Annotated in this window: 16 protein-coding genes; 7 read left to right on the top strand and 9 right to left on the bottom strand. The window is 33.3% G+C overall.

Annotated features, from left to right (window positions below):
• Positions 1-2: 2 nt before the first annotated feature.
• From WJM97_RS10850 to WJM97_RS10820, 7 genes are all read right to left on the bottom strand, one after another.
• Positions 3-2,108 (bottom strand): tetratricopeptide repeat protein, encoded by a 2,106-nt coding sequence (locus WJM97_RS10850; protein WP_353933033.1) that lies wholly within the window; start codon positions 2,106-2,108, stop codon positions 3-5.
• Positions 2,089-3,525 (bottom strand): tetratricopeptide repeat protein, encoded by a 1,437-nt coding sequence (locus tag WJM97_RS10845; RefSeq protein WP_353933032.1) that lies wholly within the window; start codon positions 3,523-3,525, stop codon positions 2,089-2,091. The genes WJM97_RS10850 and WJM97_RS10845 overlap by 20 nt, the downstream gene beginning before the upstream one ends.
• On the bottom strand, positions 3,518-7,069 hold the full coding sequence (locus tag WJM97_RS10840; RefSeq protein WP_353933031.1) for a tetratricopeptide repeat protein: 3,552 nt from the start codon (positions 7,067-7,069) through the stop codon (positions 3,518-3,520). Before WJM97_RS10840 ends, WJM97_RS10845 begins: the two co-directional genes overlap by 8 nt.
• Positions 7,053-8,246: a tetratricopeptide repeat protein gene (locus WJM97_RS10835; RefSeq protein ID WP_353933030.1), complete on the bottom strand. Its 1,194-nt coding sequence runs from the start codon at positions 8,244-8,246 to the stop codon at positions 7,053-7,055. The genes WJM97_RS10840 and WJM97_RS10835 overlap by 17 nt, the downstream gene beginning before the upstream one ends.
• Positions 8,239-9,921, bottom strand: coding sequence for a tetratricopeptide repeat protein (locus tag WJM97_RS10830; protein ID WP_353933029.1), 1,683 nt, complete (start codon positions 9,919-9,921; stop codon positions 8,239-8,241). The genes WJM97_RS10835 and WJM97_RS10830 overlap by 8 nt, the downstream gene beginning before the upstream one ends.
• Positions 9,914-11,890, bottom strand: a complete 1,977-nt coding sequence (locus WJM97_RS10825; protein WP_353933028.1) for an NB-ARC domain-containing protein — start codon at positions 11,888-11,890, stop codon at positions 9,914-9,916. Before WJM97_RS10825 ends, WJM97_RS10830 begins: the two co-directional genes overlap by 8 nt.
• 243 nt (positions 11,891-12,133) lie before the next feature.
• Positions 12,134-16,285, bottom strand: a complete 4,152-nt coding sequence (locus WJM97_RS10820; RefSeq protein WP_353933027.1) for a hypothetical protein — start codon at positions 16,283-16,285, stop codon at positions 12,134-12,136.
• 367 nt (positions 16,286-16,652) lie between these two features.
• Here WJM97_RS10820 and WJM97_RS10815 point away from each other — a divergent pair, with 367 nt between their 5' ends.
• Positions 16,653-17,204, top strand: a complete 552-nt coding sequence (locus WJM97_RS10815) for a hypothetical protein (protein ID WP_353933026.1) — start codon at positions 16,653-16,655, stop codon at positions 17,202-17,204.
• A gap of 465 nt (positions 17,205-17,669) precedes the next feature.
• Here WJM97_RS10815 and WJM97_RS10810 read toward each other — a convergent pair.
• Both WJM97_RS10810 and WJM97_RS10805 read right to left on the bottom strand, forming a co-directional pair.
• Positions 17,670-19,174 (bottom strand): IS5 family transposase gene (locus tag WJM97_RS10810; RefSeq protein WP_353933025.1). Its coding sequence is split into 2 segments (ribosomal slippage): positions 17,670-19,052 and positions 19,055-19,174, totalling 1,503 coding nucleotides; the frame shifts between segments, so codons are not numbered across the junction.
• A 267-nt stretch (positions 19,175-19,441) separates the two neighbouring features.
• Positions 19,442-19,582: a hypothetical protein gene (locus tag WJM97_RS10805; protein ID WP_353933024.1), complete on the bottom strand. Its 141-nt coding sequence runs from the start codon at positions 19,580-19,582 to the stop codon at positions 19,442-19,444.
• 100 nt (positions 19,583-19,682) lie between these two features.
• On the opposite strand from WJM97_RS10805, the gene WJM97_RS10800 reads away from it, so the two are divergent.
• The 6 genes from WJM97_RS10800 (at position 19,683) to WJM97_RS10775 (ending at position 22,853) form a co-directional block, all read left to right on the top strand.
• The gene (locus tag WJM97_RS10800) at positions 19,683-20,051 is read left to right on the top strand and encodes a four helix bundle protein (RefSeq protein ID WP_353933023.1); all 369 of its coding nucleotides are present in this window, start codon (positions 19,683-19,685) and stop codon (positions 20,049-20,051) included.
• Between the two features lie 66 nt (positions 20,052-20,117).
• Entirely contained in the window at positions 20,118-20,546 is a 429-nt protein-coding gene (locus tag WJM97_RS10795; RefSeq protein WP_353933022.1) for a hypothetical protein, read from the top strand.
• Positions 20,547-20,564: 18 nt separating this feature from the next.
• Positions 20,565-21,344, top strand: a complete 780-nt coding sequence (locus tag WJM97_RS10790) for a chemotaxis protein CheB (protein WP_353933021.1) — start codon at positions 20,565-20,567, stop codon at positions 21,342-21,344.
• A 15-nt stretch (positions 21,345-21,359) separates the two neighbouring features.
• On the top strand, positions 21,360-21,854 hold the full coding sequence (locus WJM97_RS10785; RefSeq protein WP_353933020.1) for a DUF4365 domain-containing protein: 495 nt from the start codon (positions 21,360-21,362) through the stop codon (positions 21,852-21,854).
• Entirely contained in the window at positions 21,851-22,387 is a 537-nt protein-coding gene (locus WJM97_RS10780; protein WP_353933019.1) for a hypothetical protein, read from the top strand. The genes WJM97_RS10785 and WJM97_RS10780 overlap by 4 nt, the downstream gene beginning before the upstream one ends.
• A gap of 295 nt (positions 22,388-22,682) precedes the next feature.
• Positions 22,683-22,853 (top strand): hypothetical protein, encoded by a 171-nt coding sequence (locus tag WJM97_RS10775; protein ID WP_353933018.1) that lies wholly within the window; start codon positions 22,683-22,685, stop codon positions 22,851-22,853.
• Positions 22,854-22,895 lie beyond the last annotated feature (42 nt).

The following is a 22,895-nucleotide window of genomic DNA, read 5'->3' as shown; positions in this document are numbered from 1 at the left end:
AATTAAGGTGTTTCTAGTTGAGTTTTAAGTTCGTATAATTCTTCTATCAGGGGAATATTTAATTCAGTAGCGATTATCAATGCCTGTTCACAATTTTTTTTTGACTTATCTAAATTGCCAACTTGTTGATAAATCTCTGCAATACTGTAGAGAATGATAGCTTCAAGGGGACGATCTCCAATATCTCTAAAAGTCTCTAATGCTAGTTGTAAATTTTGCAAAGCTTCCGAGTAATCTTGAAGTGCTGCTAAACTTACTGCTAAGTTATATAGAGCTTTGCCTTCTTCAAGAAGATATCCCGTTGTCTTAGCGATCGCTAACGCTTGTTGATAGAACTCCATCCCTTGATGGTAATTCTCTAAATAATAAAAACAATGACCTAAATTCGATAAAGTTCTCAATTCAGCTTGTGTATTACCTAGTTCTCGAACCATAACTAGATAAAGTTGATAGTATCTGATTGCTTCTTTGTAATCCTGTAAGGAATAATAAGCAATCCCAAGATTGTTGAGACTAGCACTTTCTCCAATACAGTCTCCTATATCTCGTACAATTTCTAAATGCTTTTGATAGTGTTTAATGGCTTGATGATAATTTCCTAGAGCATCATAGGTAACACCTATTTCCCAATGAGCATTTCCTTCACTGACAAAATCTTTGATAGCTAATGCAACAGCAAGGCTTTGTCTTTGGTAATTTAAAGCTTGAGCATACTCTCCCATACAAGAGTAAATTCGTCCAATAGCTTCCAAGGTATGTATTTCCATCTGAGTATCTTGGAGTTGTTGCACAATTGCTAAACGTTGTTCACTACAGGCGATCGCCCTATTGTAATTCTTGAGTTCACGATAAGCACGGCTCAAACGTCCCAGTGTCTGTGCTTCTCTATGAGTATCTTGACTTTTTTGAGTAAATTGGAGATGTTTTTCCCCATATTCGATAACATGAGGGTAATCGTGCAGGTCAGCATAGGCATCACAAAGGTTTTTAAGAGCTTGTTCTTGTCCCCAATGGTTTTGAATGTTTTGGGCAATTATTAAATGCTTTTGATAATACTCAATTGCTCGCTTATTCTCTTTAAGAGACAGATAAATAGTTCCTAAACTTCCTAAAGCATATCCTTCTACTTCTAGATGCTTTATTTTCTGTGCTAGTTGTAAACATTGTTCGAGATAATCAATAGCTTTGTCTTCTTCTCCCAATTGGTGATAAGCATTACCAAGATTACCCATTGCTTTCATCTGTCCAGGGCGATCTCCAATTTCTTGAGCAACTTCTATACGTTGCTGATTATACTTGACAGCTTGGTGGTAGTCTCCTTTAGTAAAGTAAGCAATTCCCAAGTTTGAGAGTGCATTTCCTTCTCCCAACAAGTTACCTATTTCCCGTGCTATAACTAAACTTTGTTGATGATAATTGATCGCTTTTTCATAGTTTCCCTGAGTATGATAAATCAGTCCCAAGTTAGTTAAAGCATTTCCCTCTCCTTGACGATCTTGAATTTGTTGGGCGATCTCTAGGCGTTGCTGTTGGTAGTTAATAGCTTGAGTGTAATTTCCTAGCTGATGATAAGTTAAACCCAAATTTCCAAGAGCGCAACCTTCTTCTAAACGATCAGAATTTGCCTGTGCAATTTTTAGACTTTGATGGTGATACTCCAAAGCTTGATCATAAGCTCCTATATCTACATAGGCATTCCCTAAACCAGTCAGAAAAATTGTTTTTGAACTTGGGGTAACTATATCTAAGAGTTTTTTATAAAGTTCAATCTGGGTAAAGTAATAGCCCCATGTACCTAATTGATTATGAAGTTCTTCTTCTGTGGGTGTTTTAAGACTAAATTGGAAAACTTTGATGGCTGTTTGCCAATCTTCTACTTCACACAAATGATAAAACGTTTCCAATAAGCCTTTTACCTGTTCTAAATTAGAGGATTCTGGTAATGCTTTATATTTAGTTATCCAATTAACAATAGCTCGGTATTGAGTACGTTTCCATCGAGGTTTAATATATTTTATGGTAGATGGAACAATTGATAAGTGGTCTAAGATTGACTTACTATCTGCTAATAAATTTACTTTGTTGAAGTTAGTCTCTTTGTTGCTCATTATTCTTGATTTGTTCTATTAATTCTTGACAATTTTTTATTGAAGGAAGTTCTAATGCTGTAATTAAATCTAAAGCTTTATAGCAGCATTCAAGAGCAGAGTCTATGTCACTTAGTTCCCAATAAACTATAGCTAAATCTTGAAGAATTTGAGCTTCTTCACTTTTACTATCAACTTCCTTAAAAATTGCTAATGCAGTCTGTAATATTTTTAAAGCATCTGTAAATTCTGAAAGTTCCAATAAAGCAATACCTAAAGAATGTAATGCAGCACCTTCTCCCCTTCTATCACCAAGTCTTTGAGAGATAGCTAAATGTTTTTGAGCATAATTGCCAGATTGAACATAATCTTCTAATTTTTCGTAAACTACACTTAAATTACCCATAGCATAGCCTTCCCCACGCAAATCACCAACTTCACGAACAATTATAATTTGTTGTTGATGTAAATCTATTGCTTGTTCATAATCTCCCATTTCACGATATAGCATTCCTAAAATATTTAAAGCTTCGGCTTCATTAGAGCGATCGCCTATTTCTTGAGCAATATCCAATGCTTGTTGAGTGCAGTCAAATCCTTTTTCATAATCACCTAAAGTATAATAATCTTGCCCTAAACCTAACAATGCTGATGCTTCCCCTCTTTGATCACCCAGTTGACGAAATAAGGCTAAACTACTTTCATTACATTGAACTGATTCATTATACTTATCCAAGTTATGATAAGTAATTCCCAAATTTCCCAGTGTTTTTGCTTTGAGGAATAAATATTCACTTGTTAAATCCTCAAGTTTTATATTTGTCTTTAAAGCTTGCTGATAGTATTTAACAGCTTCATTATATTGACCTTGATAGTGACAAATTAAACCTAAACAAAGTAAATTAGTAATTTCTCCATTACAATTATTAATCTGGCGAGATAGTTTTAATCCGTTTTGATATGCTTCAAATGCTTTTTGATATTGTCCTAAATCTATATATCCATCTCCCATCACTACAAAACAATCTATATCCACTGTTGAATTAAGTTTATATAATAACTTTTGACAGAGTGATATTTCTTCCTGATAGTAACTCCAGATATCAAGTTGTAAACTTAAGTGATTTCCATCAAGAAATTCTAAAGGTGATAATAGTACCTTTGAAGCACTATCCCAGTTTTCAACTTCGCATAAATGATAAAATGCTTCTACATACCCTCTAACTTTATCTAAGTTTGAAGCATCTTCATAAAATTGATATTTAGTTAACCAATTGACAATAGCTCGATATTGAGTACGTTTCCATCTAGGTTTAATAGATTTGATATCCGATGGATTAATTGATAAATGATCTAAAATTGATTTATCTGATGGTAATATTTCAGTTTGATAACTCTGTTGCTCTATAGTTTCAAAATTAGTTTGATTATTAATCATTGCTGGTTAATCTTTCCATTAATTCTTGATAATCTTCAATATCCGGCATTTCCAATGCTCCAGCAGTTTGCAATGCTTTTTGGGCAAATTTTTGAGCATTATTTAGATCATTTAATTTTTCATAAATTTCAGCTATATTATATAAGGTTATTGCTTCAACATAGCGATCTCCCGTTTGATTGACGATATCTAAAGCACTTTCTAAATATTCTATAGCTTCCCTATATTTTTGAATTTGAATTATTGTTGTGCCTAAATTACATAATGCCTCACCTTGTCCTTTTAGATAACCAATCTTTCTAGCAATTTCTAAACTTTTTTGATACATTTCTATAGCTTGATCTATATTTCCTAAAGCATCATAAGCATTACCTAAATTATTTAATGCCGTTGTTTCTTCTCTAGGATCTCCTAATTGTTGTGATATTAATAAAAATTGTTGTCCATAATCTAATGCCTTTTCATATTCCTCCATAAAGTAATAGGTATTACCAATATTACCTAATGAACTGGCTTCACTACCCTTACTACCAATTTCACGAGCAATTTTTAAGTGATGTGAATGATATTCAAGAGCTTTTTCATATTCTCCCATAGAATAATAGACAAGACCTAAAGTACCTAATATATTACCTTTACCTTCACGATCTTCGATTTTTTCAGCTATTATTAAAGCCTGATTTTGATACTCAATAACTTGTTTATAGTTTCCCAGAGAAAAATGGGCAATTCCTAAATTAGTTAGTGCATTTTCTTCTAACCAAAGTGAGTTTATATCTCTTGATATTTCTAATTGTTTTTGATGATGTTCAATTGCTTTATAATAATCACCTAAATCATCATAAACATTACCTAAATTGCCCCAAGCATTAGCTTCTTCTTCTATATTTTCAGTAATAATTGCTATTTCTAAATGTTGTTGATGATATTTAATTGCTTGAGGATAATCACCTAAGCTCCGATAAGTAGATCCTAATCCATTGAAAGCTAATCCTTCTCCTTTAATATCATTAATTTCTTGCTTGATAGCTAATGCTAGATTATGATATTCAAGAGCTTTTTGATGATCTCCTAAAGAATTATATATACTACCTAAAGTTCCTAAAACATTACTTTCATTATTTTTATCATTTGTTTCTTTTGCTAAAAACAAAGCTTTTTGACAAGATTCAATAGCTTGAGGATAGTTATTTAACTCTGAATAAACAATAGCAATATTATTCCAAGTTATTCCTTGCTGTTGGTAATCATGACTGATTTTTGTTACCTTCAAATTTTGCTCATAGTATTCCAAAGATTTTGAATGTTGGCTCAAAAAAGTATAAGCATTTCCTATAGCATTAAGACAAGTGCCATCAGAAATATGGTCTAATTTTCCTAACAGTTTACTACAACAATTAATTTGTTGAGAATAATAACCCCAAGTGCCTAACTGCACAAGTAATTCTTCTAAAGTTGGGGTATTAAGTTGAAGATAAAGAATGATTTTACTTCTTTTCCAATCTTCAAGTTCACACAAATGAAAAAAAGCTTCTAATAAACCTTTAACTTGATCTAAATTAGAAGCATTTGCATTAGGTTTATATTTTGTGAGCCAATTAATAACTGCTCGATACTGACTTCTTATACTACGAGGTTGAATAGATTTTATTTCATTTGAATTAATTTCAATCTGTTCTAAAATAGATTGACTAGAAGGTATTATAGGAATTGATTTAAGATAATTAAAACTAGATTGTTCTTCTTTTTTTATTTCAGTTATTTTTGCTTCAAATTCTGATGATATTTCAATATATTTATTAGTTGGTTCAGGGTAATTTTTTTCTTCTTGATTTTGAAGTTGTTGAATAATTTCTAAACATTTAAAATAACATTGTATTGCTTTATTTTTAATTCCTAAAATAGAATAAAAATCTCCTAAATTTGAAAGAGCATTAAATTCAATTAAAGAATCTTGCAGTTGTCTGGCGATCGCTAAACTTTGTTCATAATAACCCCTGGCTTTATAATCTTGAATAGCCTCATAGGCTAATCCTAAATTTAGTAATACTTCTGCTTGTCCATAATAATCTTCTATTTCTTGCCGAATAATCAAGCTTCTCTGAAAATAATCAATAGCAGTATCATAATCTTCTAAAGTATAGTAAGCTTCTCCTATATCTTCTAAATATTCACCTTGTGCTGGCAAGTCATTGAGTTTTTCTGAAATAGCTAAACTTTGCTGAAAATAATCAATAGCATTAAGAGGTTGCTCTAACTCATTATAGAGTGTACCTAAATGGGCTAAAGCTGCTTCTTCTCCGGGGTAATCTCCGATTTCTTGGGCTATTTTCTTACTTTGCTGATAATATTCAATAGCACTATCATATTGTTCTGTCATAGAATAAAGGTTTCCTATACTTCTGAGGATGCGACTTTCCCAAAAAAAGTCTTGAATTTTTTGTGCAATTTTGAGACTCTTTTGATAATAAGCGATCGCTTGTTCATAATTACCTTGACGATGATAAACTGCTCCTAGTGTTTCTAAGTGTTTTTCTTCTCCACGACGATCTCCAATTTCTTTAGCAATAATAGAACTTTGTTCTAAATACTCAACAGCTTGAAGATTATTTCCTAATAGAAAATAAGCACCACCTAAACTTCCTAAAGCAGATTCTTCATCATGACGGGAACCAATTCTTTGAGCAATTGATAAACTTTTTTGATAACATTCAATAGCTTGTTCAGCATTTTCTTGAACTAAGTAAACTCTTCCTAGACTTGCTAAACTTTGGCATTCTTCTTGGTAATCTTGATTTTTCTGAGCAATATTTAATGCTTGTTTTAAATAAGAAGTAGCTTGTTGATAATCAATCAAATCAAAATATGCTTCTCCGATATTTCTTAAACATCCTGTCACTAATTTACTATTTTTAATTTCTTGAGCAATGTTTAGACTATTTTCATAATATTCAATAGCTTTACTTGAATTTCCAGTGCCTTGATAGAAATTCCCTATATTTCCTAAACATTGACTTTGCAATGATAAATCTTTTATTTCTTTTGCAATAGTTAAACTCTGTTGATAATTATCAATTGCTTTATTAAAATTACATAAAATAAGATAGGAATTTCCCCTATTATTTAAAATAATTGCATCAATCCTTGAATCAAGTTTATTAAAAAGTTTTTGATATAAGTTAAGAGGTTCTTGATAGTATCCCCAAGTATAAAGCTGATTATGTAATTGTTCTTTTGTAGGCGTATTTAAAACAGTAAATAATATTTCACTTGCTTGTTGTAAAGAATTTATTTCACAAAGATGATAAAATGCTTCAATTAAACCTCTGACTTTCTCTAAATTAGAAATATTATCAAATAATTGATATTTAGTTAACCAATTAACGATAGCTCTATAACAACTCCTTTTCCATCGAGGTTTAATAAACTTAATCTCTGCTGAATCTATACCTAGCTTTTCTAAAACAAACTTACTAGATGGTATAATACCACTATTATCAGGCGATTGCTGTTGTGGAAATTGTTTCTCAATCTGGTTGGTCATCTTTAACCTCCTGAGCAACTTTCAGTTGTTTTTGCAACTTTTGACATTCTTTAACAAGAGGAATATCTAACTTCATTGCAATTGATAAAGCCTGATTACAATAGTCAATTGCAAGTCTAAAATTTGCTAACTCATAATAAATTTTAGCTAAATTATATAAAGAATTTCCTTGTCCTTCAAAATCATCAATTTCTTTTGCGATAAATAAATGTTCTTGTTGGTAATCAATTGCTTTATCAAAGTCTCCAAGTAAGCGATAAACATTACCTAAATTACCTAAGCCATTTCCTTCTCCTTGACGATCTCCAATCTTTTTCGCAACCTCTAAACGTTTTTTCTGAAAGTCAATAGCCTTTTGATATTCACCTAATTTCTCGTATGCTACACCCAAACCACCCCATGCGTTTCCTTCTGCTTGAAGATCGCCAATTTCTTTCGCTATATTTAAATGAATAGTATGACATTCAATTGCTTTTGTATAGTCTTCCAAAGCTCGGTATGATAAGCCCATATTACCAATAGCTGCTCCTTTAAGTTGACGGTTTCCAATTGCACTAGCAATAAATAAGGATTCTTCAAAAATTTTAATTGCTTGATCATACTTACCCATAGTATGGTTTGCTAAACCAAGACAAGTAAGGGCGGAAGATTGAATATTTAAGTCATTTATTTCTCTTGCAGTTTCTAAACTTTGTTGGTAGCATTCAATAGATTTAAAGTATATTCCTAGATTCTCGTAAGCAACTCCTAAACCAATTAGTAATACAGCATTTACATTTTGATTTAACTTTCCTATAATATTTTTGTACAGTTTAATTTGTTCAGAATAGTAACCCCAAGTATCAAGCTGTTTATGTAATTCTTTATTTTCAGCAGTATGCAAACGATAAGCAATAATTCTCACTGCTTTTGTCCATTCTTCTACATTACAAAAAGTATAAAATGCTTCTAATAAACCCTTAATTTTCTCTAAATTAGAAGTATCTTCATAAGGTTGATATTTCGTTAGCCAATTAATAACTGCACGATAAGAAGCTCGGGTTTTTCCGCTTTTCATTGCTTTGACTTTAGCTGAATTAATGCTAAGTTCTGCTAAAATAGAGTCACTATAAGGTAAAAGATCCATCTTATCTAAAGCAGTTTTTTCTTTATTATCTATCTCGATTTGATTATTCATTTGATTCATTGATTAATTGTAGTAATTGCAAACAGTCTTTTTGTAAAGGAATATTCATAAAATGAGATGATTTAAAAGCTTTTTGAACGAATGGATATGCCATTTCTAAGTAGCCATATTCATAATATTTTTGAGCTAAACAATAATAACAAAGAGCTTGATTATAACTATCACCAATTTCTGTAAAAATTTCTAAAGCTGATTGTATAGTTTCTAAAGCTTTTGAAGACTCTAAAAAATAAGTTTGAGCTTGCCCCAAATTACGAAGAGAAGTTGCTTCACTTTTGCGATAACCAATCTCACGACTAAGATTTAATTGCTCTTGAGAATATTCTACTGTATGTTCATAATCATTTTGTTGAAGATAGAAAATTCCTAAACCTTCTAATGCACTTACTTGTCCAATTTTATTCTCAGTTGATTGTGTAATATCTAAACTTTTTTGAAGATAATAAAGTGATTTTTTATTGTCCCCAATAGCATTATAGATAATACCTAAATCACTCATAACTAAACTTTCTCCTATTCTATCTCCGATTTTTTTAGCAATGTTTAAACTTTCAATGTTAGCTTCAAGTGCATCAGAATTATTTCCTAGAAAGTGATATGTTTTTCCTAAATTAGTTAATATATTTCTTTCTATTGATATAGCTCCTATCTGTTGAGCAATACTCAATCCATCTCGAAGGTATTTAATGGATGTATTAAAATAACCTAAATCATTATTAATTTTACCAACACCTGTTAAAGAAATTGCTTCCCATTGATAATCTAATTTTCCTAAAAGCTTGTTATAGAAATTAATAGTTTCTTGATAAAGACCCCAAGTTTGTAATTGTTCATGTAACTCTTCATTGGTTGGTGTATCTATACGAACTAGCATTATTTGTTTTGCTTCTAACCATGCTTCTACTTCACAAAAATGATAAAAAGTTTCAAATAATCCTTTGACTTTCTCTAAGTTAGAAGTATCTTTATTCAATTCATATTTTGTTAGCCAGTTAGTAATTGCTCTATAGTGAGTTCTTTTTAAGCGAGGTATGATATCTTTTATACTACTTTTATCAATACCAAAAGCAGCTAAAACTAAATCACTTGGAAATGAATCTAAATCAATACCCAAACTCAAGAATGCTTTTCCTTCTTCTTTTTTATTTTCAATATTCCGAGCAACTTGTCTCCATTGCTGACGATAATAAATTGCTTGATCTTGATTTCCTAAAGCATCATAAGCATTACCAATACCTTCTAAAAATCGGCAATCCCATTTATGATCTATCTTTCCTAATAAATTACTATAAATACTAATTTGTTGTTTATAAAGTCCCCAAATTCCCAATTGATAATGTAATTGATAATTAGTTAAATTGTTACCAAGATTAATATTGATAGATAAAAGTTGCTCTACTTTATCCCAATCTTCTACTTTACATAAATGATATAAAGCTTCTATATATCCTGTTACTTTTTCCAAATTTGATGGATTGTTACTAGCTGGTTTGTATTTTAATAGCCAGTTTTTGATTGCTCTATAATGAGCTTTTTTCCAATGAGAAATATGAGAGTTATTTTGTTTAAGTAAAACAAGATCAATTTTAGCTATTAGCTGTGTTACTTGAATTGTAATATCTAATAGCTGAAAATCAGATTCATAAGAAAATTTTAAATCAATCATCTTTTTCGTCATCCAAACCTCTTAAACATTCTAAAGATACTCCTCTGATCATATTATGCTGTCTAACTAAATATTGATTATTTTCATCAACTCTTTCCTCAACTAAGTAACGCTCTTTTAAAGCACCTAAAGCTATTTGTTGCCCATCTTCATCAACATCCTCATCTTCTTCTAAATGTGCTAACCAAAAATTTTCTGGTACTTCACAACGATAAACTGAAGCGTAACATAATAATAAATAAGCATTATAAACACCTTCTTCTAAACGGTCAAATGTTTTCTCTAGCCTAACTTTTACATTTGTGCGTAAATTTTGAGTATATTTATGTAAATTAAACTGATCATCTGCTGATGCAGTTATACCCTTAGTTTTTGCTTCTTCAATCGCTTTTTCCACTTCCTCTACTTCTTTTCCATACTTATTCCAATATCCTAAAATATTGCCATTAAAAGGATGATTAACTATTTCACCAGCTATCACCCGTAAAGCTAAAGGATGACCTTCATAAGCTCGTCCAATACGTTCTAAATAATGTTTACCTTCTGTTTCTTCACTAATATCTAATCCTGTTTTATCAAATAAAACTAACTGCTCTTTTTCTTCCAAACCACTTAAAGGTTGACAATACCAGAAATTTTGAGAACGAGTACCTACAGTCGGAATTTGTACTGGTAAATCCTGTGAAGTTAAAACAATACAACTTTCACAAGTATCAGAATTTAGCCAAGTTTTAAAAAACTTTACCCACCATTCATCTTTAAAATCACTCCATCCTTCTTCTTCATTTCCTTGTAAAATATTTTCTAAAGAATCAATCTGAATTAAATAACGATTTTCCTGTAAATATCTCACTAAACGATACATTAACCTCTGAGTATCTTTCCGATCATCAGGGGTAACTACTTCACCACTTTTTTCTAATAATCTCGCTGCCACACTACCAAAATCAGAAGTTTGTTCCTCATGATCAAAATTCTCTTGGAGATAATAATTCCAATCTGCAAACCAATCTTTTAATTCATCAGCTAACTTTTCTCCTAAAGCAGTTTTTCCTATTCCTGTAATTCCCACTAAAATCAATAAGCGACATGAACCTGTAATCTTCTCTTTCAATTCCTTAATTAAATTTTCTCGCCCAACCCAAGCATCATTGTAAGCAAAAAAGTTGGGAGAAATAGGCTCAGTAGAATCTTTACCGCTGGAATTTGTATTATTAACCTCGTTTACTTCCAGCTTCGCCAAAACTTCAAAAGCAAACGCACTGGCATTGCGAGCAGCAATTTCCTGAGAGCCACTCGCATCCGCTTCACTCTTACCATCAATCAAGTCAGAAATTCCTCGGATAACAAGTGCCGATACTTGCTGGTTTGCATAAGCCGCTTGCAGTAAACCTCCCCCTTCCATCTCCACAGCTACGGCATCACCGTAATTCGACTGGAGAAATTTAAAAATGCTAGATTTGCTTGAGGCAACCACTTTTTCTCCTGCGGCAATGGGTGCTACAACAACACGGGGAGCGTTATTTGTACCTAAGTTAAATCTTTGCAGCCAATCTGTTTTCTTTGCTTCAGCCCTAGCTCGTTGTATTAAGTTGTATGTAGATAACCCCACCTCTGGCCTGGGTTGAAATTTCTGTTTTGCCTTACCAGATTCATAACCATATACCTTTGTTGCAGCTACTACATCGCCAAGAGTTACATCTTTAATGCCTCCGGCAACTCCTACAAAGAGGATGACACTGGGAGTGAAGTGGGCGATCGCCCTTTCTGCTTCCAACGCTGCTCCCGCATTACCAGCACCAACCTCAACAATCCCGACTTCCCAGGTTTTATCATTGGTGATAAATTTGCCGCGCTCATAAATTGTTCCTTGGGGGTGCATCTCTTCCTGGAGGTCGGTGAGGTGGGCGCGAACAGCCATATATTCTAAAGGAATAGCAGTAAGTATAACCGCGCAAGGGGTGACCATAAGTATAATCTCGTTTTTAACCAGCTATTTTTCTATTGTGAATATTTTGTACGAATTTGCCAACTTATATCTATCTTTAGCTAGTTGATGAGATTTTTATACCACATGGAAACCTGTACTTAGAGCGATCGCAGCAAGTCAGCTACTATGATCACTTTCCTTGTGCCACAACTAGCATATTTAATACAGTTATTCTTACTGTATTTTTCAGATACAAGCCGTTATTTATTAAGTAATAATCGGCTAAATGTCTTGCCAGATTTTTATTATCTGCGAAATCTCATGCTGAAATGTAGGTAGTATAATAGGCTTGCTCTGAATTATTAGGTTAAGTTGGTAAATCAGTTGTTGAATGGTAAGTGTTTGGGAACGGCCAGTTGTGACAGCATTCAGCAAATGAATGATTAATGAATCCCTAATCTCAGGAATAATTGTTTCACTGTATAGTTTATATAGGAACTCAGCAGCAACGGCTGTCATGTATTCTGCTGAAGTTTGCTTATCTGCAAGAACCTTGACAACGGAAGTGTAAGTTGGCTCTACTTTCCAATTAGCTAGTCTAGCTCCTTCCATCAAAGTTTCAGCATCGACAATTGTGTAATGGTATCCCCAACTCGCTAATTTTATAGTTGTTTTACGGTAAAGTACCTCATTACTATTTTGCTGTAGTAAACAGTAATTTAGTACAACCTGTGTCCAAACACCCTGGACTCCTTTAGACTGTGCATACCAACGCAACCATTGGTCATCAGAGTATAATATTTTCCCCGCTTCTTCTGCAATTAACACAGTATCAACAAATGCTAATCCAATGACTTCATTTAGCTTCTTTCGCTCATCTCTATTGATATCTAATGCTGTCCGACAAGGAAGAACTAAACAATTGTTATATACCCAATCAAGAATTTGCTGAAAATAATTCTTAGCTTCATCAACTTGTTCTGGCTTAATTTCCTCTCTTGTAGGTTGTCCCTGCTGAATTCCTAAATTTAAAAAACCTTCTCTATTAAAACCTTGTGCATCTTCAAGCATTCCTTGAAATAAATTGACTGCGGATTGAGCAATCCCAAATTTTCCTAAAACTGCTACTACATCTTTTGCTACATTTAATTGATATAAAGTCATTAGAGAAATGGGATCAATTACTACTAAACCTCCTTTTTGGATGATAGATAAAGAGGTTTCAAATTTTTCGTATTGGAAATTTGACCAAGTATGGATGTAAGTATCATTTCTGAAAATTAGCCCATACCAGAGTTGCAGTGGAGAACGATTTAAAGCAACTGCGAATGAGCCAAAAGGAATTTTTTTCTCCTGATAACCTTGGTATAAACGATTAAAATTATTCTCCCTATCTTGCAGCATCTCTATCAATTGTTGTATCCATTCTGAGGATATTTCATCTCCATTCATAGGAACGCTAAAAGTATAGAATCCTTTGATATTTGGGAAATTATTCAATAAATCAAAGCTTTGCTTACCTGCTGCAAAATATTTATCTACTATAGCTAAAACTTTGCGAGTGCTTCGCCCAAAGCCAAAGTTATCTTCTGCTATAACTACTTCATCCCCAAAAGTTTTATCAATTAGAGATTGATAAAGTGGATGTTTAGAATTAATTTCTTTACGAGCAAAACTAGCCTCTTCTCGGTCTTCAATTATAAACCATTCCTCACTACCAGATTCTTTTCCTAAAAGAACTCCACACCCATCTTCTACTTTAGTAAATTCCTTTGCGTTGGGTTGAATTTTTCTCCCCTCCATATAAGATATTTCATAGAAAGCATGGACTTGTCCATTATCGTAGAAGTGTCGTCTCATTTCATAAATCACTTCCAAGAAGTAATCTATTTTATTTCTAACTTTGAGCAACTTTGCAAGTATTTTACATCCTACCAGATTCAAAGTTTCAATACTCGGTTTTGAATCTATAAAATCGTCTAGTTCATCGTAATTACGTTTGTCATAATTAGCAACTGCTAATCGCAATTGCATTACTGTATCACTGGGAAAAATTTCGAGGTATGCTTTGCAGACTCGGATAACATTGTTTGTATCACCAATATTGTCATAAATATAGGCAGCTATCTCAGAGACAGACTCTAAGGAACCATATTTGTTGAGGAGTTGTTCGCAAATGTCCAGAGCAGTTTTATAGTTACCAGAATAGTAGTAAGAATACAGTAATTTATCCGTTAATTTATTGTTTAATGTTTTATCAACAAACTGCTCGTATATTTCAGCAGCATCTCGATAATATTGCCATGAATATAGCTGCTCTGCAAATACAAGTTGATAGGGAAGAAAATTATGGGAAAGGAGTCCGGCTTTTGCCTGCTCGATTAAGGATGGAATTTCTTTTTCTGAACCTATATGCTTATAGAACCGAATTTGCTGAGAGATTGTGATTACACTGTCTGGAGCTTCATTAATCAACTCTTCAAGCACAATTTTTGCATTTTCATTATCTCCATTCAACATCAATAAATCAAATTTGAGATGTTTAGCATCTTTTTTAAGATTGCTAGGAACATTATCTCTAGCTATAAACTGATTAACAATATTTTTGGCTTCATTCCAACGCTTCATTCCTATTAATAATTCAGCAGCTAAGAGAGGTATTTCTGGGAAATCAGGGCAATCTAGAATAGATTTTAAATAATTGTAAGCTACTTCATCATTTCCCTGCTCATGTGCCAGTAAAGCTCTTTGTTTGATACAATAAATGTTGTTAGGTTCTTTTTGGAGTGCTATTTGAATATCACGAACTGCATCATCATATTTTTTAAGTAATCTCAAAGCACCAGAACGATTGGTTAAAGTATCAAATTCTAAACGAGAGAGGTTATTTGGATTTACATATTGTCCTCCCAGAACCTCAGTAAATAAGTTGACTGATCGTTCTAGATTTTGCTTCTCAGTTTCACTTAATTGTCCAGCAAAGGCAAGTGGGAATTTTTGAATTACACCTTTTGTTAAGCTGGCTCCCAGGGCAACTTTGACAATATTAAGATTGTTACTATTGTCTTTGTTCAGTGCTAATTGCCACCACTTTTCTGCTTCTTCATCTAAATTACGTCTCTCAGCAGCATCTCCCAGTGCTACTAAAACATCGAGACTGTCGCGGTATGCAGGAGGTATCTGTTCTATAATCGCATCAATGGATTCTCTAACAGGAGTAATCCGAATACGCAGAGAATATGCTAGTTCATTTGCTGGATTTTTCTGTATTGCTTGATTAATTAGATTTTCAGCGTTATTGTAATCTTGCTGGAAAACATAGCCCATAGCTGCTAATGCTAAGGCTTTATCATCTTCTGGGTTATACTGTTTAGCTTCCAAGAAACATTTCGCCGCTTCGCTAATTTCATCTAGTCCTAATTGCGCCATTCCCAAATTAGCCAGTAGGCGGTATTTAAATATTTTATCTGACTTGTACCATAGCTTTCCTTTTAACTCATTTAGATAGTTAACCGCTTGCTGAAGGTTGCCTTCATTAATCAACTTTCTTGCATACTCAATTTGAGTATGATACTCATCTGTATTATTTGAAGAAGCTAAATCAAATTTTTGACCTATCTCAGCAATCAGTTGTTCACGACTAATACTTGGTATTAAAACTCCCTGATGACGTTCAATTGTTTCTGTGTTATTTATTTCAAATTTTGCTAGAATTTCAAAAATGAATGCACTCGCATTTTGTGCGGCCACATTTCTAAAATTGACTAAATTATCTTCATGAATAATATCAATTGTTCTAGAGATACCATGCACTGTTAACGCAGCAACACATTTATTAGCATAAGCAGTTTCAAGAAAACCAAATGCAACGTTTTCAACTGCTACAGCATCGTTATAATTAGAGTGTAAAAATTTTATAAGTGTTGCTCGTTGATCACCAACTTCCTTATTTCCAGATGCGATTGCTGCTAGAAAAACATCAGAACGTATATTTAATGTTTTATCCAGTATCCGATTTAGCCAATAGGATTTTCGCTTTACTGATTTAGCTCTTTCTTTAAGGCTATAGCATGGTTTTGCTACTTCTGGGCGTGGTAAAAATTTATTCTCTGCTTTACCGGACTCATAACTATAAATTTTTGTAGCAACTACTACATCACCAGCCTTAACATCCTTAATACCAGTGGCAGGACTGAGTAAAATAATAACTTGTGGCTGAAAGTGCCGAATCGCCCGTTCTGTCTGTGAAGCTGCACTACCGTTATTGTTATCAATTTCAGCGATTGCCACTTCCCATATTTGCCCAGCTACAGAAAATTGCCCAAACTCATAAACAGTGCCTTCGGGGTGTATTTCTTCCTCACAGTTACTTAAATGAGAGCAGACAACTTGGTAATCTATAGAATGAGCGGTAAGAATAACTACACGAGGCATTTACCAATACTCTTATATTATTAACATCAGCTTATTTTAGCAAATTAGTATAAATTTGCCGGATTAGATTAAGCTTTCTGGGCAAACCAGGTATCATCAAAGATAAAAGAACTGCTGAACCAGATATACCGTGCTTTTAAATTCTTTACTTCGCTAGGCATACCCATCCCTGGGGTCTCAGATGGAACGAGCGATTTTGCAAAGATTTCGCATAAATTGACTTAGCAGTATCTATATTTCGTTATTTGAGGTTTTTCGACTTTTTCGGTTCTCAAGGATTAAACTATTGTTAGGCGATCGCGCAGATGTAAATAGCGCGTACTGTTAAGTGTTATATTTAACGCTAAACTTAGATACTAGTTAAGTTATGAGCGATAAGCAACAAATCCTTGAAGTATACCTTCACGAATACGAAAAACTAAAGGAAGAACAAGCGCAACGAATTGGTTTTCGCGATAATATGCTGTATGTAACGCTGGGTGTATTTGGTGGCATTCTCTCTTTTGCCCTATCTGGTAAAAACAACAACTACGCACTTCTAGTTATTCCTTGGGTTTGTCTTATACTTGGTTGGGCTTATTTGGTCAATGACGAAAAAATCTCAGCCATCGGAAGATACATTCGTTATACCCTTGTCAATAAAATTCAAGAACTAACTGGTAATGCAGACATAGAATCTATATTTGGTTGGGAAATAGCCCATAGAAGTGATAAGCGACGTTTTCGACGCAAGATAGAGCAATTAATCGTTGATGAGATTACTTTTGTTTTATCTGGTATAGTTGCATTGCTTGCTTTTTGGTTTTTAGTCTCACAGCCGCCTTTAGCTATTAATATTTTGTGTATTGTGGAGTTTATCCTTTTAATAGTCTTAGCTGTGGAAATTTTCATTTACGCTGACTTAGGAGTTGGAAGATAATTTTATAAAGTGGGCTAAATAAACTTCCATCATTTACAGACTGTTACCTATACCAAAATACGGTTCAGTTACTGTTTTTCAGACATCATAGGTATAGAATTTTCAATAATTTCAGCCTCTTATGCTTTCTTTAACTGAATCGTATTTACCTATACTTCTCTCTTATGTTGCACATTGATGTTACTTATCACATTATCAAATCTTTCAAATTTTTATCTGGCTATCTACTAAGGGTAAAGGAATAGATAATTAATAGATATCTTGTATTTTCAAGCACAAGCATTATTAACAAGGTCTAAGAGCTATAAACCTTATACAATCCGTCTTTTAGTTGATTTTGTCCCCCCTTCAGCTATAACACTGAAAGCTAGTGTTATAAGATTTTGGGAAATTTTCTAACTTTTTTATATATTTAGGGTTTGCTGAAAAAGTCGAAAAAAACTTGGAGGAGAATTGAGTGGGTAGTCAAGCAGAAATAAAGATAAGTTTTTGTTGTCTAAAATTCACTAAATAATTAATTTCACTAATCAAACAAAGGAAAAAAGACGTAATTTGGAAAAATTGACAAAAAAATCCCCAAAAAAGCCTTGATAACAGGGTAGAAAGGTTCATGACTAAAAAAGTTAGGGCAATAGAAGTTAGAGAAGTATGAGGCAATTTAGCCATGACTCTACCCAGGCTAAATCTTCGTTTACCTTGTCCAAATTTCCCCTCAATAGAATTACGAATCCGTTCATCATCAATAGCTTGTTTCTTTGTTTCTTTGCTGACATTTTTAGGTGGTCTACCCAGTGGTGGTCCACTAATTCTAATTCCTCTTTCTTTGCACCAATCTCGATTCTCCCTACTCCGATAAATTTTATCTACATGAACAGATTCAGGATAATATCCGGTAAAATTTTTGTAAGCTTCTACTTGAGATTTTAAATCTCCTGATTCATTAAAATTATCCCAACTAATCTGGTCTAAAAATACATAGCCGTCAAAGCAACTAGCTGAGAACTTTGCCCCAAATTCCGTGTTTTTAGCGGCTTTACCACGTACTATCGGACGAATATGTGGTTGACTTAAACTGACTATCCTGTCTTCTATACTCCGTTTCTCATGTTCATATAACCATAGTTGTTGACGATACACTTCTGCCACTACTAGCAACATTTTATATTGTCTGTTGCTCAATTCTAAGAGTGACGCACCCGCATTCATTAGTTGTTGAATATAGGCTAGGTTTCTTTTGATATATTGCAGTTGCTTCTTGATAGCTTTTCTTCTTTCAGCGGATTTTACTTTCTTTTTTCTGGCTACTAATAAATATTCTTTTCTGGCTATTTTTCTGTAGGTTCTTGGTTTGTTGCTATTTTTTACTTTTACAGAGTTATATAATATATCTATTATTGTTTCTGTGTGCTTTCTGGCTTGATTTAATAATCCTAAATCTGTGGGATAACTGATGTCTGCTGGCGCACAACTAGCATCTAATATTAATTTACCTCGATTCTTCACCTCACTTTTTGAATCCTCGACTTCTGACTTTTTTGCTTTTACTTCTTCCTCCTCTTGACTTTCTAATACTTGTTTGACTATCTTTTGATTCAATCTGTTTACTAGGTTCATATCTATTCTTTCTCGAAAATGAACTAGCATTGATGGGTCAAATGGGGAATGATTACTATAGGCTGACATTCCTATAAAGTATTGCAGATAAGGGTTTTCTCTAATCTGTTCTACTGTTTCCCTATCACTTGTTCCTAGTTTCTCTTTAATTATTAATGCTCCCAATGCCATTCTAAATGTTTTGGCTGGTGCGCCTAAAACTTCAGTAAATATGGCTGCGTATTCTGCAACAAAAATTCTGTCCAAGGTATTATTTTCGCCAAGATTACCCAACGGTTATCTGCTGCTAGTTTTCCCCCAAAGGGTAACTCAAATTCTTCCGCTTGCGTGTCTTGTTGTTTTTGTTTGCGATACATTTTGATGCACCTTGATGCAAGGATTTTTACCTATTTTACACCTTTTCCTTGCACCTTATTCCTTTTTTCTTACCCTTAAACTCTTTATTTATCTGGCTTTTGCCTTTATTCAGCAACCCCTAAGTAGTCCAGATGTGAAAGCTGATGTGTCACTGAAGTTAATATTTAAATTTTCATCTCCAGTACAACCAAATGGCTCAGAAATCAGTACCATCAAAAATGCCCTTAATCGTAACCCGGTTGATAGGTTAAATTTAATGGCGAAATTCATCTATTAGTTGACTGTTGACTGTTGACTGTTGACTGCTGACGGTTGACAGTTGACGGTTGACGGTTGACTGCTGACTGCTGACTGTTGACTGTTGACTGCTGACGGTTGACAGTTGACGGTTGACGGGCGAAATTCATCTATTAGTTGACTGTTGACTGTTGACTGTTGACTGCTGACGGTTGACAGTTGACGGTTGACGGTTGACTGCTGACGGTTGATAGTAATTACTTAAAAAATATGGAAAATTTTCAGAATTTACGAGTTTACCAGTTATCGGAAAAACTTGCCAATGAAATTTGGTTTATTGTTATAAACTGGGATTATTTTGCTAAAGATACTATTGGTAAACAATTGGTGAAGTCCACAGATAGTATTGGTGCTAACATAGCTGAGGGTAATGGACGTTACAACTTGCAAGATAATCAACGTTTTGTCAAGATAGCTAGAGGTTCTTTAAACGAAACAAGACACTGGTTAAGATTAGCGTATCAGCGCAAGTTGTTAACTCAAGACCAAATAGACAAAATAAAACCAATTATTGATGAACTATCACCTAAATTAAATGCGTATCTTAACTCCCTTAAAAGTAAATCAGAAAAGAATTAATAGTATAGTTAACATTTGACAGTTCACGGTTAACAGTCAACACTAAACAGTCATCAGTTAATAAGTATGCAAGAGTTTCAGTTGCGTGTAGTTCCCACAGATAATAATAACTTTGCCCTGGAATTGTATCAATGTGCTTATAAAAAGGCAGGAGAAAAGAAACGTCCTTCTGCCAAGCGTATTGGTAGGTTAAAGGGTAATGTTTTAATTCAGGTAAAACAGGCGATTTATGATTGTTTAAAAGCCAATAATTATGACCCAAAAACATTAAGTCATAATCGCCAAAGTCCTTATGTTTTAACTGAGGAAACGGGTATAAATTTAGCTTTGTTATTTCAGACGTTACAACCACTTTCTAAACCAGAAAGAATTGCTAATATTGCCCAAGGTATAAAAGCTATGAGTTATGAAGAATCCCATTATTGGTTTGCTAAGATTAGTAATGGTAAACGGAGTCAAGCGTTAAAAGCGATTAGAGTTTTATTAGGAGATTAGATACTTTTTGTGAAAATTATGAATTTAGAATCTTCTACTCAAATTGAACCTGCAACTAAAATCCTTTGTATTGGAGCTTCCACATATAATACAGGAACACCTCAAGTTATTAGTCAAGCCTTACAGGAAACTAATTTATTAAATGATTGGGCTATAATTTGGGCTGTTCATGACTATTTTGTTATTCCTAAAAAAGAAAATTGTATAAATGATATAATAAATTATAATTTTCATGAAATTAAGGAGCATCTAATTTTTGTTGATGAAAATTTCAATTATCTTATTCAAAAAGGATATTTATACATATTGCCTGATTCTTATTGGGTAAACGCATATCCTGAAAAACGTATAATCTCTAGAATTATAATAGACAAAAATATATTAATGATAGAAGCATCTAATTCCGAAGAAATTTATCAAGAAGAATTTGATTATGTAGATAACATAGAAAATCCTAATGGCATAGACAATTTACCTTGTATTGATAAAATAATGATACAACTTGCTGATAATCATACTGGTAAAATTGCTGGACTCCTTCTAGCAGGACTTGGTAAAGATGGGGCAAAAGGAATGTTAGCAATTAACAGAAAAGGAGGAAAAACGGCAGTTCAAAATCCAGAGGAGTGTAAGCATGATAGGCGTAACAATACATACTCAATGCCAATAACAGCAATAACAGAAGCCAAAAATGAAGGACGTAGCCATGAAATCATAACTTTAAACATCCAAAAACAAGCTAATACAAATGATATAAAAACTCTAACTGAATGGCTAGAGTTTATTAAAAATAATTGAACAACATTATCCACTATGGATATTAACCAACAAAAAGAACAATTTAGCATCACATACATTAGAGCGATCGCCTCTGTAGCAGGTTATTCTTTATACAGACCAGAAATAGATAATGATAGTGTAGATTTAGGTATACTTAGCAGAGGTGGGACAGGTAAAATCTTTTCTCCCAGATTGGAATTGCAACTTAAATGTACCGCTAGAGATGTTCTTGAAGAAAACTCTATTAAATATCCCCTCATCATCAAAAATTATCATGATTTAAGGATAAATTCTCTTGTACCGAGAATTTTAGTAGTTGTCCTAGTTCCAGAAAAAATCACAGACTGGATAAAACAAACTGAAGATGAACTGTGTCTGAGATATTGTGCTTACTGGGTTTCATTACGCGGAATGCCAGATACCACCAATACAACCAATGTTACTATTGAAATACCACGTCATAATCAGTTTACACCAGATGCACTTCAAGCCATTATTCAACGGATTAGTTTTGGAGAATTGCCATGAAAGTTACCATCAAAGATAGTCAAACACTGAAAACAGTTCAACCTGATATTATTCAGGCACACCTCCAAGCTACAGGATGGCAGGAAACAGGACGAATTTATAATGATACTGGGGCAATTTGGCGATTAAAAAAAGACACCACAGATGAATATGAAATTTTGTTACCTCTTCAACATAATTTAGGAGATTATGCTGAAAGAATTAGCGATATTTTAAAAACATTAGAAATAGTCGAGAATAGAGATCAATTTGATATTCTCAGTGAGTTTATTACTAATTACCCTAACTTCACTGTTCAAGGTGTTGTCATGCAAATTGCTACTCCAGAAAATGATAAGCTGAGAGGAGAAATCACATTATTAGGTGCAGTGTTTGAGAAATTACAAGAAATTAAAACAGTTCTAGCTAATCAGGATTATATCTTAGCTATTAAAGCTTATCAAGAACGGTTACAAATTCACTGTATAGGTGATTTAGTGAAACAAGATAATCATTTCATTCTCAACAATCCGAAAAATTTACAAATTGATTAATGACAGATGACGGTTGAGTGTTGATGGTGTAATTAATTTTCTCCGAATTTAGAGAATAATCAAATCCTGTACATCCTTAAATTCTGGACATTATCTCGACTTCGCTCGATAACCACCTGATTCAGACAAAAAAATCCTGGAAATTATCAAACCTGAAAAAACCTAATTCAGACAATAAAAAATCACCCCATCCTGTAAATCCTGTAATCCTGGACATCCTGATTCAGACAATCAATTGACAAGCCACCCACTTATAATAAAATATATTAATTAATACCCAAATCTCTGCGCCTCCATGACTACCCCTACCCCCCAACGTCCAGAATTATTCATAGAAAAAAGATTACCTGTACAACTCCTCAATGAACAGGTTAATTTTGAACACGGGGGAAATCCTTTTCACCCGGATTTCTCACAAGAAGAAAAAATCATTGATGAAAAGCCACAGCAAGTGGCATTTATTTGATACATGAAGCGCGGCGATGATAAAAAATAAATGTCACCGTAT

This window comes from Okeanomitos corallinicola TIOX110, assembly GCF_038050375.1.
GTDB lineage: Bacteria > Cyanobacteriota > Cyanobacteriia > Cyanobacteriales > Nostocaceae > Okeanomitos > Okeanomitos corallinicola.
The sequence above is the reverse complement of the archived record's forward strand: the minus strand, read 5'-3'. Positions and strand labels throughout refer to the sequence as shown.